This is a genomic window from Cryobacterium sp. TMT2-17-1 (assembly GCF_004402765.1).
GTDB lineage: Bacteria > Actinomycetota > Actinomycetes > Actinomycetales > Microbacteriaceae > Cryobacterium > Cryobacterium sandaracinum.
Map to the genome: position 1 here is coordinate 137264 of NZ_SOGC01000027.1, position 15817 is coordinate 153080.

At 68.5% G+C, this 15817-nt stretch carries 12 protein-coding genes; 10 read left to right on the forward strand and 2 right to left on the reverse strand.

Annotated features, from left to right (window positions below; translation table 11 throughout):
• Positions 1-2 precede the first annotated feature (2 nt).
• Together E3O47_RS06825 and E3O47_RS06830 are read left to right on the forward strand one after the other, a co-directional pair.
• Entirely contained in the window at positions 3-2903 is a 2901-nt protein-coding gene (locus E3O47_RS06825; protein WP_104102846.1) for an MMPL family transporter, read from the forward strand.
• Positions 2900-4816 (forward strand): YhgE/Pip family protein, encoded by a 1917-nt coding sequence (locus E3O47_RS06830; RefSeq protein ID WP_134419916.1) that lies wholly within the window; start codon positions 2900-2902, stop codon positions 4814-4816. Before E3O47_RS06825 ends, E3O47_RS06830 begins: the two co-directional genes overlap by 4 nt.
• 452 nt (positions 4817-5268) lie before the next feature.
• Here the strand turns inward: E3O47_RS06830 and E3O47_RS06835 are convergent, their stop codons facing one another.
• Both E3O47_RS06835 and E3O47_RS06840 read right to left on the reverse strand, forming a co-directional pair.
• A complete protein-coding gene (locus E3O47_RS06835; RefSeq protein ID WP_134419918.1) occupies positions 5269-6045 on the reverse strand; it encodes a PspA/IM30 family protein in 777 nt (258 codons plus the stop codon).
• Positions 6042-6710 (reverse strand): hypothetical protein, encoded by a 669-nt coding sequence (locus E3O47_RS06840; RefSeq protein WP_134419920.1) that lies wholly within the window; start codon positions 6708-6710, stop codon positions 6042-6044. The genes E3O47_RS06835 and E3O47_RS06840 overlap by 4 nt, the downstream gene beginning before the upstream one ends.
• Positions 6711-6973: 263 nt before the next feature.
• Between E3O47_RS06840 and E3O47_RS06845 the strand changes: the two genes are divergently transcribed.
• The 8 genes from E3O47_RS06845 (at position 6974) to E3O47_RS06880 (ending at position 15748) form a co-directional block, all read left to right on the forward strand.
• Positions 6974-9166, forward strand: a complete 2193-nt coding sequence (locus E3O47_RS06845; RefSeq protein ID WP_233191520.1) for a bifunctional alpha,alpha-trehalose-phosphate synthase (UDP-forming)/trehalose-phosphatase — start codon at positions 6974-6976, stop codon at positions 9164-9166.
• 45 nt (positions 9167-9211) lie between these two features.
• On the forward strand, positions 9212-10906 hold the full coding sequence (gene ilvD, locus E3O47_RS06850; protein ID WP_104171612.1) for a dihydroxy-acid dehydratase: 1695 nt from the start codon (positions 9212-9214) through the stop codon (positions 10904-10906).
• 37 nt (positions 10907-10943) lie between these two features.
• On the forward strand, positions 10944-12764 hold the full coding sequence (locus E3O47_RS06855; RefSeq protein WP_134371693.1) for an acetolactate synthase large subunit: 1821 nt from the start codon (positions 10944-10946) through the stop codon (positions 12762-12764).
• 3 nt (positions 12765-12767) lie between these two features.
• Entirely contained in the window at positions 12768-13277 is a 510-nt protein-coding gene (ilvN, locus tag E3O47_RS06860) for an acetolactate synthase small subunit (RefSeq protein WP_104102867.1), read from the forward strand.
• Between the two features lie 41 nt (positions 13278-13318).
• Positions 13319-14347 (forward strand): ketol-acid reductoisomerase, encoded by a 1029-nt coding sequence (ilvC, locus tag E3O47_RS06865; RefSeq protein WP_134400719.1) that lies wholly within the window; start codon positions 13319-13321, stop codon positions 14345-14347.
• A gap of 131 nt (positions 14348-14478) precedes the next feature.
• Positions 14479-14796 carry a hypothetical protein gene (locus E3O47_RS06870; RefSeq protein ID WP_134419922.1) on the forward strand — a complete coding sequence of 106 codons (318 nt, stop codon included), beginning with the start codon at positions 14479-14481 and terminating at the stop codon, positions 14794-14796.
• Positions 14793-15383: a hypothetical protein gene (locus E3O47_RS06875; RefSeq protein ID WP_134419924.1), complete on the forward strand. Its 591-nt coding sequence runs from the start codon at positions 14793-14795 to the stop codon at positions 15381-15383. The genes E3O47_RS06870 and E3O47_RS06875 overlap by 4 nt, the downstream gene beginning before the upstream one ends.
• On the forward strand, positions 15380-15748 hold the full coding sequence (locus E3O47_RS06880) for a hypothetical protein (RefSeq protein WP_104102879.1): 369 nt from the start codon (positions 15380-15382) through the stop codon (positions 15746-15748). Before E3O47_RS06875 ends, E3O47_RS06880 begins: the two co-directional genes overlap by 4 nt.
• The last annotated feature ends 69 nt before the right edge of the window (positions 15749-15817 follow it).

The window sequence follows — 15817 nt, forward strand, 5'->3', positions numbered from 1 at the left end:
CCATGGCAACCCTGCTCTATCGAATCGGTCACTTCGCCTACCAGCGTGCGGGCCTGGTGCTCGGCATCTGGGCCATCCTGCTGGTCGGGATCCTCGGCTCCGGGGTGGCCCTCGGTGGCCAGACCCAGGAGTCGTACGCGATTCCCGGCACGGAATCACAGGACACCATCGACAAGCTCGGCGAGGTGTTCCCCCAGGCGGCCGGCGCCGCGGTACAGGTTGTCTACACGGCCCCGGACGGGGCATCCGTCACTGACGAGCCTTACCGCACGGCCATCGTCGACATGGCGGCCGAACTCGCGGACGTGCCCGGCGTCGACTCGGTGCTGACGCCCTATGACGAATATGCGTCGGGCGCGATCTCCGACGACTCGGAGAGTGCGTTCAGCCAGGTTCAGTTGTCCGGCTTATCAACCGACGTCACCGCGGAAACCCTCGACGACGTGACCGCGACGCGGGATATCGCCGAGCAGGCCGGCCTCGAGGTAGCCTTCGGCGGCCAGGTTTTCCAGGACAACACCTTCGGCATCACCATCTCCGAGGTTCTCGGCCTGATCTTCGCGGGCGTGGTGCTGGTGATCACCTTCGGTTCGCTCGTATCCGCCGGGATGCCGCTGCTGATGGCCCTGATCGGCGTCGGCGTCGCCATCGGCGGCATCACCGTGATTTCCGCATTCGTGCCGGTCTCGAGCACGGCCCCCATGCTCGCCCTGATGCTCGGGCTCGCCGTAGGCATCGACTACGTGCTCTTCATCCTGTCGCGGCATCGCACGCAGCTCGCCAATGGGGTCGAACCACACGATTCGGCCGCCTCGGCCGTGGCCACCGCCGGCAGCGCCGTCGTCTTCGCCGGGATCACCGTGATCATCGCCCTGCTCGGGCTGCTCGTGGTCGGCATCCCCTTCCTCAGCGTGATGGGGCTGGGCGCCGCCTTGGCCGTGCTGGTCTCCATCTTCGTGGCGGTCACGCTCCTCCCCGCCGTTCTCGGCCTCGCCAAGGGGCGCCTCACTCCCAAGACAGGCAGCCGCGCGCACCACCGGGCCACCCGTCCAGACACCGGCCGGCCCACCCTCGGCCACCGCTGGGTCAACCTCGTGCTCAGGGCGCCGGTCGTGGCCGTGCTCCTCGTGGTGGGCGTGCTCGGCACGCTGGCGATCCCGGCCCTCAGCCTCGACCTGAACCTGCCTGACGGGGCGTCCGAGCCGGCCGGTTCGACGCAGCGAGAGGCGTTCACCATGCTCGAGGAGGGCTTCGGTCCGGGCTACAACGGTCCGCTCATCGTCGTCGTCGACATCACCCAGACGACGGATATCTTCGGTGACCTCGACACCATCGGCGCGGCCCTGCGCACCCTGCCCGGCGTGGCCTTCGTCGGCAAGGGCACTCCGAACCCGACCGTCGACACCGCCATCATCCAGGTCATGCCGGACAGCGCGCCGAACGCGCCCGAGACCAAGGCGCTCGTGCAGGCCATCCGCGATCTGGCACCATCGATCGACGACGACTTGCGCACCCCCATCGCCGTGACCGGCGCGACCGCCGTGTCGATCGACATCTCCAACCGCCTCAGCAACGCGCTCGTGCCGTTCGCCCTGATCGTGGTGGGGCTCTCGATCATCCTGCTGACCATGGTGTTCCGGTCGATCTTCGTGCCGATCAAAGCGGCCCTCGGGTTCCTGCTCTCGGTGGCCGCATCGATCGGCGCGACCGTGGCGATCTTCCAGTGGGGCTGGTTCTCCGAGCTGCTCGGGGTGGAAACCCCCGGGCCGATCCTAAGCTTCCTGCCCATCCTGCTGATGGCCGTGCTCTTCGGTCTGGCCATGGACTACGAGGTGTTCCTCGTCTCCGGCATGCGGGAGGAGTTCGTGAAGACCGGCCTGGCCCGCGAATCCATCGTGCACGGGTTCTCCCACGCTGCCCGCGTGGTCACGGCCGCCGCCCTGATCATGTTCTTCGTCTTCTTTGCCTTCGTGCCCGAGGGCACCGGGGCGATCAAGGGCATCGCGTTCGCCCTCGCCGTCGGAGTCTTCCTCGACGCGTTCCTGGTGCGGATGACATTGGTCCCGGCCGCGATGGCCCTCGCCGGCGATGCCGCCTGGTGGCTGCCACGCTGGCTCTCCCGCATTCTGCCCAACGTCGACATCGAGGGTGAGGGTCTGCGCCGGCACCTGGCCGACAAGGAATGGGCCATCAGCAAGCCGCACGCCATCACGGCCGAGGGAGCCGTCTTCGGGCTGCCGGAGAGCCCCTTCGGGCCGCTGGACCTCACCATCGACGCCGGCGCGGTGGTGGTACTGACCGGCTCCGCCACCCACCGCCGCGTCGTCGCCGCCACCCTGGCCGGCCGGCTCGACCCGGTGTTCGGCCGCCTCCAGGTCATGGGCTTTCCGCTGCCGTCCGAGCGCAGCCGCGCCCTCCGCGCGGTGGCGCTCGCCGACGTGGGCGACAGCCGCGACAATGGGCTCACCGTGGGGGAGTTGCTGGCCGAACGGCTGGACCTGGCGCATCCGTGGTACCGCGCCGCGTCGCGCCGTTCGCTTCTCGCGGGGTGGATCGCGCGTCTGAACGGTGCGCTCGGCACCCCGTCGAGCGGCCGGGACGCCGGCCCGATCGTGGCCGGCACGACGGTATCGTCCCTCTCCGCCCTGGGCCGTGCCGCGGTGCACGTGACCGCGGCGCTCATCGAGACCCCGGGAGTTGTCATCGTCGACCTCGGCGAGGGACTGCCCGTCGACCCGGCGGGGCGGGACCTCGTGCAGGTGCTGGCGATCCTCGCCCCGGCCTCGACCGCCCTCATCGTCGGTGCCGCCTCCTTCCCCGAGGCGATCGCGGTCTACCGCGGGGCCCGCCCGCTGCAGACCCTCGAACTCGATTCCCGTGACCGAAAGGCCCTGCAGCGATGAGCACCAGGCTTGAGAAACTGTTCAGCCGCACGCCCGGGCAGCGCCGAGGGGCCCTCGGGGCCCTGCTGGCGGGCCTGATCGTGGTGCCGCTGGCGGTTGCCGGACTCTTCGCCGGGGCCCTCGCCACCGCCGATCAGCGCGTGGACACGCTGCCGGCGATCGTCGTCAACAACGACGAGATCGTCACCACCACCCTGCCCGACGGCACCGAGCAGCCGGTGCTCGCCGGCCGCCTGCTCGTGACCGAACTCACCAAGCCTTCCGATGAGGGGTCCGAGGCCACCGGGTTCGACTGGACCATCTCCAACTCCGCGGATGCCGCGGCGGCCCTGGCCTCCGGCGACGCCTACGCGGTGCTCACGATCCCGAAGGACTTCTCGGCGTCGGTGACCTCGCTGGGCGGGGCGGCTCCCACCCAGGCCGACCTGGGCATCCGCACGGATGACGCGCACTCGTTCCTGGCCGGATCGGTGGCCCAGTCGGTGGGCACCGCCATGTCGGGCGTCTTCGGCCGCGAGATCACCTCGCAGTACCTCAACGGGCTGTACACCAGCCTGGCCGTGCTGGGCGAGTCCCTCACGCAGGCGGCGGATGGCGCCGCGCAGGTTTCGACCGGGGTCACCGGCGTGGCCACCGGACTCGATTCGCTGGCCGGCGGCACGGCCGCCGCGGCATCCGGGGCCTCGTCCGCCGCGACCGGCGCCGCCAGCTTCTCCTCCGGCGTGACCGAGTACACCCAGGGCGTCACCGGACTGAGCGACGGCCTGAACCGGCTGAGCACGGGCGCGGTCGGGCTGGCTCCGCTCGCGACCGGCCTACCGGCCTACGCGGCCGGGGTGCAGGCCAACGCCGACGGTTTCAGGCAGCTGAACGCGGCCATGCAGAGCGACCCGCGGGTCGCCGACTACGCGCCGGCCCTGCTGCAGCTCCAGGGCGGATTCGACGCCCTCGCCGCGCAGAGCACCGGCATCGGCCAGGCCGGTCCGGGCCTCGAAGGCGTGCTCGATGGGGTGTCTCAGAGCGCCAACGGTGCGAGCCTGCTCTCCGCCGGCGGCAGCGACCTCCGCGGCGGTGCCAGCGACCTCGCCACCGGCGTTGCCGGCATCGCCACCGGCCTCTCGCAGCTGGCCACCGGAACAACGGATGCCGCGGCGGGCGCCCGCCTGCTCGAATCGGGCGCGGTCGAACTCGCCAGCGGGCTGCAGGACGGCGCGGACAGCGCGGCCCTTCTCACCGACACCGACCCGGTGACGACCGCGGCGGTCGTCTCCGAACCGGTCGGCATCACCGCGGAGCGCGACAACGCCTTCGCGTCGATCGGCCCGGTCATCGGCATGGTCTTCGTGCCGATCGGCCTGTGGATCGGTGCCCTGGCGATCTTCCTGGTGATGAAGCCGCTGTCCGCGCTCGCGCTCGCGTCGACCGCGTCGACCGGCAACCTCGTGGCCCGCAGCCTCGGCCGTGCGTTCGGAATCGCCGCAGCGCAGGCCGTGGTCGTGGTGTTGTTGCTGCACAGCACGCTCGGCGTCTCGTGGTCGATCCTGCCGTCGACCCTGGCCTTCGCGGTGTTCCTCGCCTTCGTGTTCGCGGCGGTGCACCATTTCCTCACGGCGGCGTTCGGCCGGGTCGGAATCGTGGTCTCCCTGGTACTGCTCGCGCTGCAGCTCACCGCGGTGGGTGGGCTCTACCCGATTGAGCTGGTGTCGGCGCCGTTCCAGATGATCAGCCCGTTCCTGCCGCTCACCTGGGCGGTGCGGGGCATGCAGGCCATTGTTTCCGGGGGAGGCGGCAGCGCCGGCGGGCCCGCGGCCATCCTGCTGATCTTCGCGCTGGTGAGCGTTCTGGCCTCGTACTGGACCGTCGCCAGCCGGCGCGGCGCCCGCTCGTTCGGCCTGGCGCAGGCCCGCAGCTGATGCGGAGTATCTGTTCCCGGAGGGAACGTGTGCCCGCGCGCGTGAGGTTGCGCCCCGTGCGCCGCACGAATTCTCCGGAGATTTTGGCTCACCCGAGCAACCGTGGTTCCGGTTCCGGTTCAGGCTCAGGCTCAGGCGAGCTTGCGTGTGGGGCTGACTCAGGACATCCGTCGCCTAAATTCTCCAGTCGGCGCGGACCAGTGCGGAACAGGTGCGGATACCCGGCTCGGCCCGGCCGGATCTCCTGAGGTGGCCACACCTCCCGCCTGATGCGCCGATGTGCCTGTGCGGTTCGGGCGTGCACCTCGCGCTTTGTTCTGCCCCGCAGCCCGAACGAATTCGACGGAGATTTTGCCAAGATCGGTCCAGGATGCCCCGGCAAGTAGCGTTTCCGCCAAAATCTCCGTCGAATTGGTTCGACGACCTGGCTCAGAGTTGGTCGACGACCAGGATCAGGGGAGAGACGGGCCCTGGCCGATACTCAACCAGGCGTCGGTTCCTCCGCGAGCGTTCGGGCCGGGGCCTCGGTTCGTGGCGCGGGCCTCCTTCATCGCTTGAAGCTGGCGGTCGACAGCCGCTCTGGTCGCCCCAGCCGAGAGCTGCCGTTCGAGGTCCGCGTCGAGCGGGGCCGTGACATCGTTCAGAGCGCCGCTGGAGAGCAGCTCGTCGGTGGCGGCGGCGCGGGCCTGCATCTGGGTGACCCGGTCCTTGGCCCGGTCGAGGTCGGCACCGACCGTGCCCAGTTGCGAGCCGATGCCGGACGCGGCCTCGTTGGCCTTGACCCGAGCCTCGGAGGCAGCGTAGGTGGCCTTGAGGGTCTCCTTCTCCGTGCGGAAGGCGGCGACCCGTTCGGCGAGGCGTCGTTCGTTGTCCTGCAGTTGCGCTTGCTGCTGCGCCAAAACGAGGTACTGGTCACGGATGGCTGCCACCTGGCCCTCGAGGAGCGACCGGCGTTCCAGCGCCGTGCGGGCCAGATCTTCCCGGCCTTGGTCCAGCGCCTCCTGGGCCTGGTCGGCCAGCCGCTGGTAGCGGCCGCCCATGTCCTGCCCCTGCAACTCAATTCGCTTCTTTGCCGTTGCGACCTCGGCCAGCCCCAGGCGCACCTGCTGGAGCGACTTCACCTGCTGCTCGTAGCTGTCGTCGAGGGCCTCGCGGGGGTCTTCGATCCGGGTCAGGGCCTGGTTTGACTTGCTGCGGAGGATGACGCGCAGCCGCGAGGTGAGGCTCATGATTCAGTCCTTCTGTTGAAAGTATTCATGGGCAGGGGCCGGCGCGGATCGGAGAACCCGTCGTTGCCGTTATGGGAGTGGCCGTCGAGGGAGCAGCCGTTGAGCGAGCGGCCGTTGAGGGAGCGCAACTCATCGACCCCAGCCCGGAGCGCGGCCACCTCGCGGTCGACCTCGGACCGAAGGGCCGTGAGGGTGTCATCGGTGAGCTCTCCGAGACCGGCAGCGACGGCCGAGCGCAGCCGGCGCACCAATCCGGCCACTTGGTCGACACGGCGGCCGGCCACCGACAGCGCCTCGGCGAGCACGACAGGATCGGCCTCGCTCGTCAGCAGCCGCAGCTGCGATTGCAGCGTGACGCTTTCGCCCTGAATGCGACGGAAAAGTCGCGGAAGCTCGCCGAGCGGGCCCTGGCTGCTCCGGGCCAGGTCGACGGCTGCCTGACCACTGTCGAGAGATTCCCTCAGCCGCAACTGCAGCTTCAGAACCTCGTGTTGCGGGCCCCGACTCAGGATGGTGCGAGAACGCAACACCGCGCCGGTCAGCCTGCGGCTACGGCGAATGCGCCGGTACAGCCTCCGCACCAGAACGAAGAATGAGACGAAGAAAACGAGGCTGATGGTCGCGAGTGAGATCGACACCCAGCTCAGCAGTGAATTCAGGTCCATGGGTCCGCCTCTTTCAAACAGTCAGCCGGGGTCGCGCCACACCCGGACACGATCCACGGGTTAAAGTACGCGCGTTACCTCAAAGTTGCCCCCATGTCGGGCGACCGTGGCCGAGTGGCCAGCCCGGCCACCGCTTTCGGCCCACTGGTAGCCTTGGGAGACCACCAAGGCGTCGCTCTGCGCCCGCCGGAACGGACGATCCCATTACCTCTGCAGCCGAACCCACGGCATCCGCCGCCCCGGACTCCACCTATTCGCTGGTCGTGGTCTCCAACCGCCTCCCGATCGAGATCGAGGTTTCCGAAGACGGGACCGAGGGCTGGCGCACCTCGCCCGGCGGCCTGGTCACCGCCCTCGAGCCCATGATGCGCAGCTCCGATGGTGCCTGGGTGGGCTGGCCCGGCATCGCCGACCGCTCGTTCGACCCGTTCGAGAACGACGGCATCTCCATCGTGCCGGTGCGGCTCAGCGAGTCGGAGTTGGAGGATTACTACGAGGGCTTCTCCAACGACACGATCTGGCCGCTTTACCACGACGTGATCGCGCCGCCGCGCTACCACCGCGAATGGTGGGAGGCCTACGTTCGGGTGAACCGCCGCTTCGCCGACGCCGCCGCATCCGCCGCTGCGCCCGGCGCCACGGTGTGGGTGCACGACTACCAGTTGCAGCTCGTGCCACGGATGCTGCGCGACGCGCGGCCCGACCTCGTGATCGGGTTCTTCAACCACATCCCTTTTCCGCCATACGGGATCTACGCCCAGCTACCCTGGCGCAAGCAGATCCTCGACGGACTGCTCGGCGCCGACCTGATCGGTTTCCAGCGCCTCGCCGACGCCGGTAACTTCTCCCGAGCCGTGCGCCGCCTCTACGGCTATCCGACCCGCGGCGTCGCCATCGATGTGCCCGCACCCGAGGGCAAGCATCGCCGGGTGATCGCCAAGCACTTCCCGATCTCCATCGACGCCGCCGCCTACGAGGAACTGGCGCGGCGCCCCGAGATCCAGGAGCGGGCGCGCCAGATCCGCGAAGACCTCGGCAACCCCCAGACGATCATGCTGGGCGTGGACCGGCTCGACTACACCAAGGGCATCGCCCACCGCATCAAGGCGTTCGGCGAGCTGCTCGCCGACGGCAGCCTGAGCGTGGAGGATGTCACCCTGGTGCAGGTCGCCAGCCCCTCCCGGGAACGCGTCGGCCCGTACATCGCCCTGCGCGACGAGATCGAACTGGCCGTCGGCCGCCTCAACGGCGACTTTTCCACCATCAGCCACACCGCCATCAGTTACCACCATCACGGCTACCCGCGCGAGGAGATGGTGGCGCTCTACCTCGCGGCCGACGTGATGCTCGTGACCGCGCTCCGCGACGGCATGAACCTCGTCGCCAAGGAATACGTGGCCGTGCGCTTCGACCGCGACGGCGTGCTCGTTCTGAGCGAGTTCGCCGGCGCCGCCGACGAGCTCAAACAGGCCGTGCTGATCAACCCGCATGACATCGACGGCGTGAAGGCCGCCATCCTCAGGGCCGTCGCGATGCCCCGCCAGGAACGGCTGCGACGCATGCGCGCGCTCCGCCGCAAGGTCTTCGACAACGACGTCGACGCTTGGTCCTCTTCCTTCCTCCGAACCTTGACCGAAGGAGCCGCCGTGCGTCCCGGGATCCCCGACACCCTCGCCGGTGCGCTGAAGGATCTCAGCCGCGCCGACAACATCCTCGTGGCCCTCGATTTCGACGGGACGCTTGCCCCGCACGTCGACAAGCCCGAAGACGCGCGCGCAGTGGCAGGCACTCGCGAGGCCGTGCAGCGCCTGCTCGACCTCGACGGGGTGCGGGTCGCGTTCGTCTCCGGCCGGGCCCTGGTCAGCCTGCGGCACGTGTCGCAGCCGCAGACCGATGTGCTCCTCGCCGGCTCGCACGGGATCGAGGTGCAGCTGGACACCCCCGAGATCGAACTCGACCTCGTCACCGAGGAACTCGAGCAGCTCGACGCCCTCGCCCGGGTGCTTGAGCGCATCTCCGGCAGCATCGACGGAACCTGGATCGAACGCAAGCCGGCCGGTCTGGCCCTGCACACCCGGCTGGCGACGCCTCGGAAAGCGGCGGCCGCCCTGAAGGCCGCACGCGAGGAGCTGGGCACGCTGCTGCCCGGCCTGACCGTGCGGGACGGCAAGGACGTGATCGAATTCGCGGTGCGTGCCAGCACCAAGGGCGACGCCCTTGAGCGGTTGCGCCGGCACGCGGGGGCCGACCGGGTCTTCTACGCCGGCGACGACACCACCGACGAAGATGCCTTCGCCGTGCTGCGACCCGGCGACGTCGGCCTCAAGATCGGGGCAGGCGACTCGCTCGCCGGCTACCGGGTGCGCGGCCCCGAAGACGTGCCGCTGGTGCTGGGCCTGATCGCCGATGCCCGCGCGGCCGTCGCCACGGAGCGTGAGGCCGCCGCCGGAGCATGACCCCCGGGCGACGTTCCGCCCTCAGTGGACGTTTAGACTCAGTGCATGACTGAGATCGATATGAAGCCTCGCAGCCGGGACGTCACCGATGGAATCGAAGCCACCACCTCGCGGGGGATGCTCCGGGCCGTCGGTATGGGCGACGCCGACTGGGAGAAACCCCAGATCGGCATCGCAAGTTCGTGGAACGAGATCACGCCCTGCAACCTCTCCCTGGATCGCCTCGCGCAGGCCGCCAAAGAAGGTGTGCACGGCGGCGGCGGCTACCCGCTGCAGTTCGGCACCATCTCCGTCTCCGATGGCATCTCGATGGGCCATGAGGGCATGCACTTCTCCCTCGTCTCCCGCGAGGTCATCGCCGACTCGGTCGAGGTTGTCATGCAGGCCGAGCGCCTCGACGGCTCCGTGCTGCTGGCGGGCTGCGACAAGTCGCTGCCCGGGATGCTGATGGCCGCGGCCCGCCTCGACCTGGCCAGCGTTTTCCTCTACGCAGGATCGATCGCTCCCGGCTGGGTCAAGCTTTCCGACGGCACCGAAAAAGACATCACCATCATCGACTCCTTCGAGGCGGTGGGCGCCGTCAAGGCCGGGCGGATGTCCGTGGCCGACGCCAAGCGCATCGAGTGCGCCTTCGCTCCCGGCGAGGGTGCCTGCGGCGGCATGTACACCGCCAACACCATGGCCAGCGTGGCCGAGGCTCTCGGCATGAGCCTGCCGGGATCGGCCTCCCCGGCCTCCGCCGACCGCCGCCGCGACTACTACGCGCACCGCTCCGGCGAGGCCGTCGTCAACCTGCTGCGTCTGGGGATCACGGCCAGGGACATCCTGACCCGCAAGGCCTTCGAGAACGCGATCGCCGTGGCGATGGCGTTCGGCGGCTCCACCAACGTGGTTCTGCACCTGCTGGCCATCGCGAACGAGGCCGAGGTCGAGCTCACCCTCGACGACTTCAACCGCATCGGCGACAAGGTGCCGCACATCGGCGACCTGAAGCCGTTCGGCAAGTACGTCATGAACGACGTCGACCGTCACGGCGGCGTGCCGGCCGTGATGCGGGCCCTGCTCGAGGCCGGCCTCATCCACGGCGACGCGCTCACCGTGACCGGCAAGACCGTGGCCGAGAACCTTGCCGAGATCGACCCGCCCGAACTGGACGGCGAGGTGCTGCGCACCCTCGACAACCCGATTCACGCCAGCGGCGGAATCACCATCCTCAAGGGCTCTATCGCCCCCGAGGGTGCCGTCGTCAAAACCGCCGGCTTCGACTCCGACATCTTCGAGGGACCCGCGCGCGTGTTTGAGCGTGAGCGCGCCGCCATGGACGCTCTCACTGCGGGGGAGATCCAGAAGGGAGACGTCGTCGTCATCCGCTACGAGGGACCCAAGGGCGGGCCCGGAATGCGGGAGATGCTCTCGATCACCGCCGCCATCAAGGGCGCCGGGCTCGGCGCCGATGTACTACTCTTAACGGACGGTCGATTCTCAGGCGGCACAACCGGACTGTGCATCGGCCATATAGCACCCGAAGCGGTGGACGAAGGTCCAATCGCCTTCGTGCGCGATGGTGATCTGATACGGGTCGATATCGCAGCTCGCACGCTCGACCTACTGGTCGACCCTGATGAGCTGACCGCCCGGAGTGTTGGCTGGGCACCTCTGCCTCCGCGCTACACCCGGGGCGTTCTCGCAAAGTACTCGAAGCTTGTCCAGTCTGCGGCCGTCGGCGCCGTCACGGGCTAGAACTCACTATTCGTCATCGAACTAGGGAACTGATCACATGACCGCGGAAACACCCGTGCCATCACCGTCGCCCTCGTCTGCCGCGGCCGCCGGGGCGCCCGACTCGGGGGCACCGGAAATCCTCACCGGTTCCGGTGCGATCATCCGCTCGCTGGAGCTGCTGGGCGTCACCGACGTCTTCGGTCTACCGGGCGGCGCCGTCATTCCGCTCTACGACGAGCTGATGAGCCAAACCGTGATCCGGCACATCCTGGTGCGGCACGAGCAGGGTGCCGGCCACGCCGCGGAGGGCTACGCCTCGGCGAGCAACCGCGTCGGGGTGGCCATCGCCACCTCCGGGCCCGGCGCCACCAACCTTGTCACCGCCATCGCCGACGCGTACATGGACTCGGTGCCGATCCTTTGCATCACCGGCCAGGTCTTCTCCACCCTGATGGGCACGGATGCCTTCCAGGAGGCCGACATCGTCGGCATCACCATGCCGATCACGAAGCACTCCTTCCTGGTCAAGCGTCCCGAGGACATCCCCGCGGCTATCGCGTCGGCTCACCTGATCGCCTCCACCGGCCGGCCCGGCCCGGTCCTGGTGGACATCACCAAGGATGCCCAGCAGAAGAGCGCCCCGTTCATCTGGCCGCCCAAGCTCGACCTGCCCGGCTACCGGCCGGTCACCAAGGCCCACGGCAAACAGGTGCAGGCTGCGGCCCAGCTGCTTGCCGAGGCCAAGAAGCCCGTCCTCTATGTGGGTGGCGGTGTCATCCGTGCCCGCGCGTCGGAAGAACTGCTCGCCTTCGCCGAACTCAGCAAGACGCCCGTCGTCACCACGTTGATGGCGCGCGGCGCGTTCCCGGACTCGCACGACCAGCACCTGGGCATGCCCGGGATGCACGGCACCGTGTCCGCGGTGCTCGCGCTGCAGGAGGCCGACCTGATCATCGCGCTCGGCTCCCGCTTCGACGACCGGGTCACCGGCAAGGTCTCCGAGTTTGCGCCGCACGCCACGATCGTGCACGTCGACATCGACCCCGCGGAGATCGGTAAGATCCGCGCCGCCGACGTTCCCATCGTCGGTGATGCCAAGGAGGTCATCACCGAACTCACCATCGCCTACGCGGCCGCCATCACCACGACGACGCCCGACGTCAGCGTTTGGTGGACCTACCTCAAGGGTCTGCGGGAGGAGTTCCCGCTGGGCTATTCCGAGCCGACCGACGGCCTCATGAGCCCGCAGTTCGTGATCCAGCGCATCGGCGAGCTGACCGGGCCGGAAGCCGTCTATGCGGCCGGTGTCGGCCAGCACCAGATGTGGGCGGCCCAGTTCATCAAGTACGAGCGGCCCAATTCCTGGCTGAACTCCGGGGGCGCCGGCACGATGGGCTACTCCATCCCCGCAGCGATGGGTGCCAAGGTGGCCGAGCCCGACCGGGTGGTCTGGTCGATCGACGGCGACGGATGCTTCCAGATGACCAACCAGGAACTGGCCACCTGCACGATCAACAACATTCCGATCAAGGTCGCCATCATCAACAACTCCTCGCTGGGCATGGTGCGCCAGTGGCAGACCCTGTTCTACGACGGACGGCACTCCTTCACCGATCTGCACACCGGGCACGGGTCCGCCATGGTGCCGGACTTCGTGAAGCTGTCGGAGGCCTACGGTGCCCTCGCCATCCGGGTCACCAGCCCCGACCAGGTCGACGACGCCATCAAGCTGGCGTTGGCGACCAACGACCGGCCCGTGGTGATCGACTTCATCGTGAGCCGGGACGCCATGGTCTGGCCGATGGTGCCGCAGGGTGTCAGCAACAGCTATGTGCAGTATGCCAAAGAGCACGCACCGACCTGGGAAGAGGAATAACCCGTGAGCACCCACGTTCTGAGCCTCCTCGTCGAGGACAAGCCCGGCCTGCTCACCCGGGTCGCCGGCCTCTTCGCCCGCCGCGGTTTCAACATCGAGAGCCTCGCCGTCGGCCACACCGAAATCCCCGGGCTCTCCCGCATCACGATCCTCGTCGACGTCGAAGACGCACCGCTGGAGCAAGTGACCAAGCAGCTGAACAAGCTGATCAACGTCATCAAGATCGTCGAACTCGACCCGGCCCAGTCGGTGCAGCGCGAACACCTGCTGGTGAAGGTGCGCGCCGACAACACGACCCGGTCGATGGTGCTCGAAGCCGTGACCCTGTTCCGGGCTCGGGTCGTCGACGTGTCCGTCGACGCGGTCGTGATCGAGGTCACCGGGGACTCCGGCAAAACGCAGGCGCTGCTGCGCGTGCTCGAGCCCTACGGGATCAAGGAAATCGCCCAGTCCGGCCTGCTCGCCATCGGCCGCGGGTCGAAATCGATCAGCGAGCGCGTCTTCAAAAACTAGAGCTCGACCACCGACTACAACAACAAGGAGAACATTTACTCGTGTCTGAGATTTACTACGACAAAGACGCCGACCTGTCGATCATCCAGGGCAAGAAGGTAGCCGTCATCGGCTATGGCTCGCAGGGTCACGCCCACGCGCAGAACCTGCGCGACTCGGGTGTCGAGGTCGTCATCGGCCTCAAGGACGGCTCGAAGTCCAAGGCCAAGGCCGAAGAGGCCGGCTTCACCGTTCTCAGCACCGCCGAGGCATCCGCCTGGGCCGACGTCATCGTCATCCTGGCGCCCGACCAGGTGCAGCGTCACCTGTTCGCCGACGACGTGCTGCCGAACCTCGCTGCGGGCAAGGCCCTTGTCTTCGGACACGGCTTCAACATCCGTTTCGGCTACATCAAGGCCCCCGAAGGCATCGACGTCACCATGGTCGCCCCCAAGGGACCGGGCCACACCGTGCGCCGCGAGTATGAGGCCGGCCGCGGCGTTCCCGTGATCGTCGCCGTCGAGAAGGATGCCTCGGGCGCGGCCTGGCCGCTCACCCTCAGCTACGCCAAGGCGATCGGTGGGCTGCGCGCCGCCGGCATCAAGACCACCTTCACCGAAGAGACCGAAACCGACCTGTTCGGCGAGCAGGCCGTGCTCTGTGGTGGCGCGTCGCAGCTGATCCAGTACGGCTTCGAGGTTCTCACCGAGGCCGGCTACCAGCCGCAGGTCGCCTACTTCGAGGTGCTGCACGAGCTCAAGCTCATCGTCGACCTGATGTGGGAGGGGGGCATCGCCAAGCAGCGTTGGAGCGTCTCCGACACCGCCGAGTACGGCGACTACGTCTCCGGCCCACGCGTCATCGACGCCCACGTCAAGGAGAATATGAAGGCCGTTCTCGCCGACATCCAGAACGGCGCCTTCGCGGCCCGCTTCATCGCGGACCAGGACGCCGGAGCACCGGAGTTCCTTGCTCTGCGCAAGAAGGGCGAAGAGCACCCCATCGAAGCCACCGGCCGTGAGCTGCGCAAGCTGTTCGCCTGGAACGCCTCCGCCGACGACGACTACACTGACGGCGAAGCCGCGCGCTAACACCCGAGCTCGCATCGGCAGCGGGGCCAATCCACTGGATTGGCCCCGCTGCCGCGTCAACGGCGCTGATTGCCCGAGGATGCGTTCGGGGTGCTTGCCACGTCCGGTCCGGGTGGTCACCATTGATCCCCGTGGATGAATCCGGCCTGCCGGTTCGCACAGGACACGACCCCCATTCGCAACCGGTTCATGGCAGCCCCGACGGCCCGGCGGGGGAGACGGTCACGGCCGCGAAGCTCGAGCGCGCCTCGGCCCCGGACACCGTCTTCCGGCTCGTCGCGCAGAAGAAGATCCCGGCCGACAAGCTGACCACACATCGGTTCCGGATGGACCAGATCCTCGAGGCGTACGACACCTTCTCCCGCGCGGCGGAAACCAAGGCACTGAAAGTCGTGATCAGCCGGAAGTGTGCGCCGCCCGGACGGCGCCTCGGTACGCTGGTCTCATGACTTCTGGACACTCCGGTGACGACAACCGGGACGACGCCCTGGGCTGGGCCGGCGACGACGACCCCACGCTCGTCTCCGGCGACGAGTCCAGCGCGACCGCACGGCCCGCCGAGCCCGATTCGGGCGCTTTCGTCACGACCGGCGACGGTTCCGGCTCCGGCTCTGAAACCGACACCGGCACCGCGGCCGGTACCGAGACCGGTTCCGTCGCGCCGCCGGAGGGATGGACCGTGGCCGGTCCGGCATCCGCTGTCGCGGCGAAGGCGGCGGCCGACGCCGCCCTGACCCGCACGGCCACGAGTTCCCTGGCGCTCGTCTCGCTCGGAATCTTCGGCGGAATATATCTGCTCTACACGGTGGGCTGGTTCATCGGCGTGGGCCGCATCCAGACCCCGCCCTCCGACGAGTTGTCCGAGTTCATGTTCTCCCTCGGTCTCTGGCTGGCCGTGGCCGCTCCAGCGTTCTGGTTCGCGGTGACGTTCTGGCTGACCAGAACGCATCCCCGAGCCCGGATCGGCTGGCTACTCCTCGGAGTCGTTCTGCTCGCCCCGCTGCCGTTCATCTCCGGACCGGGGGTCATCGCATGACCGATTCACCGGTGACCACGCCCGCGACCATCCCCTCATCCCGGCGGCGCACCCCGCGCTGGCTGTCGACGGGCATCGCGATCCTGTTCGGCCTTTGCTATGCCTACGACATCTGGGAGGGCGTCGGCAACCTCGTCGGCCTCAACATCCTGGCTCAAAGCCTCGACACCCAGCTGAGCGGACTCGGTATTTTCGTGCTCCTCGTCGGCATCCTGGGCCCGCTCCTCGTCTTCGTGCTTGCCGCGTGGATCGGGCGCTCACGCGGACCCGCCGCGCAGGCTGCCCTGTTCCTGGCCGGCCTGGGTCTGAACGCCGCGATCGCCGCCAACATCTTCACCCTCGGCGCGGGCAGCCTGCTCGCCTAGCCCTGCCTGCTCGCCTGGCCCTGCCTGCTCGCCTGGCCCTGCCGCTCGGTGTCCCGAACGAATTCGACG

Excerpts from the sequence above, each read along its gene's own strand:
- E3O47_RS06825 (WP_104102846.1), top strand. The coding sequence starts at position 3 with ATGGCAACCCTGCTCTATCGAATCGGTCACTTCGCCTACCAGCGTGCG.
- E3O47_RS06830 (WP_134419916.1), top strand. The coding sequence starts at position 2,900 with ATGAGCACCAGGCTTGAGAAACTGTTCAGCCGCACGCCCGGGCAGCGC.
- E3O47_RS06835 (WP_134419918.1), bottom strand. The coding sequence starts at position 6,045 with ATGAGCCTCACCTCGCGGCTGCGCGTCATCCTCCGCAGCAAGTCAAAC.
- E3O47_RS06840 (WP_134419920.1), bottom strand. The coding sequence starts at position 6,710 with ATGGACCTGAATTCACTGCTGAGCTGGGTGTCGATCTCACTCGCGACC.
- ilvD (WP_104171612.1), top strand. The coding sequence starts at position 9,212 with ATGACTGAGATCGATATGAAGCCTCGCAGCCGGGACGTCACCGATGGA.
- E3O47_RS06855 (WP_134371693.1), top strand. The coding sequence starts at position 10,944 with ATGACCGCGGAAACACCCGTGCCATCACCGTCGCCCTCGTCTGCCGCG.
- E3O47_RS06875 (WP_134419924.1), top strand. The coding sequence starts at position 14,793 with ATGACTTCTGGACACTCCGGTGACGACAACCGGGACGACGCCCTGGGC.
- E3O47_RS06880 (WP_104102879.1), top strand. The coding sequence starts at position 15,380 with ATGACCGATTCACCGGTGACCACGCCCGCGACCATCCCCTCATCCCGG.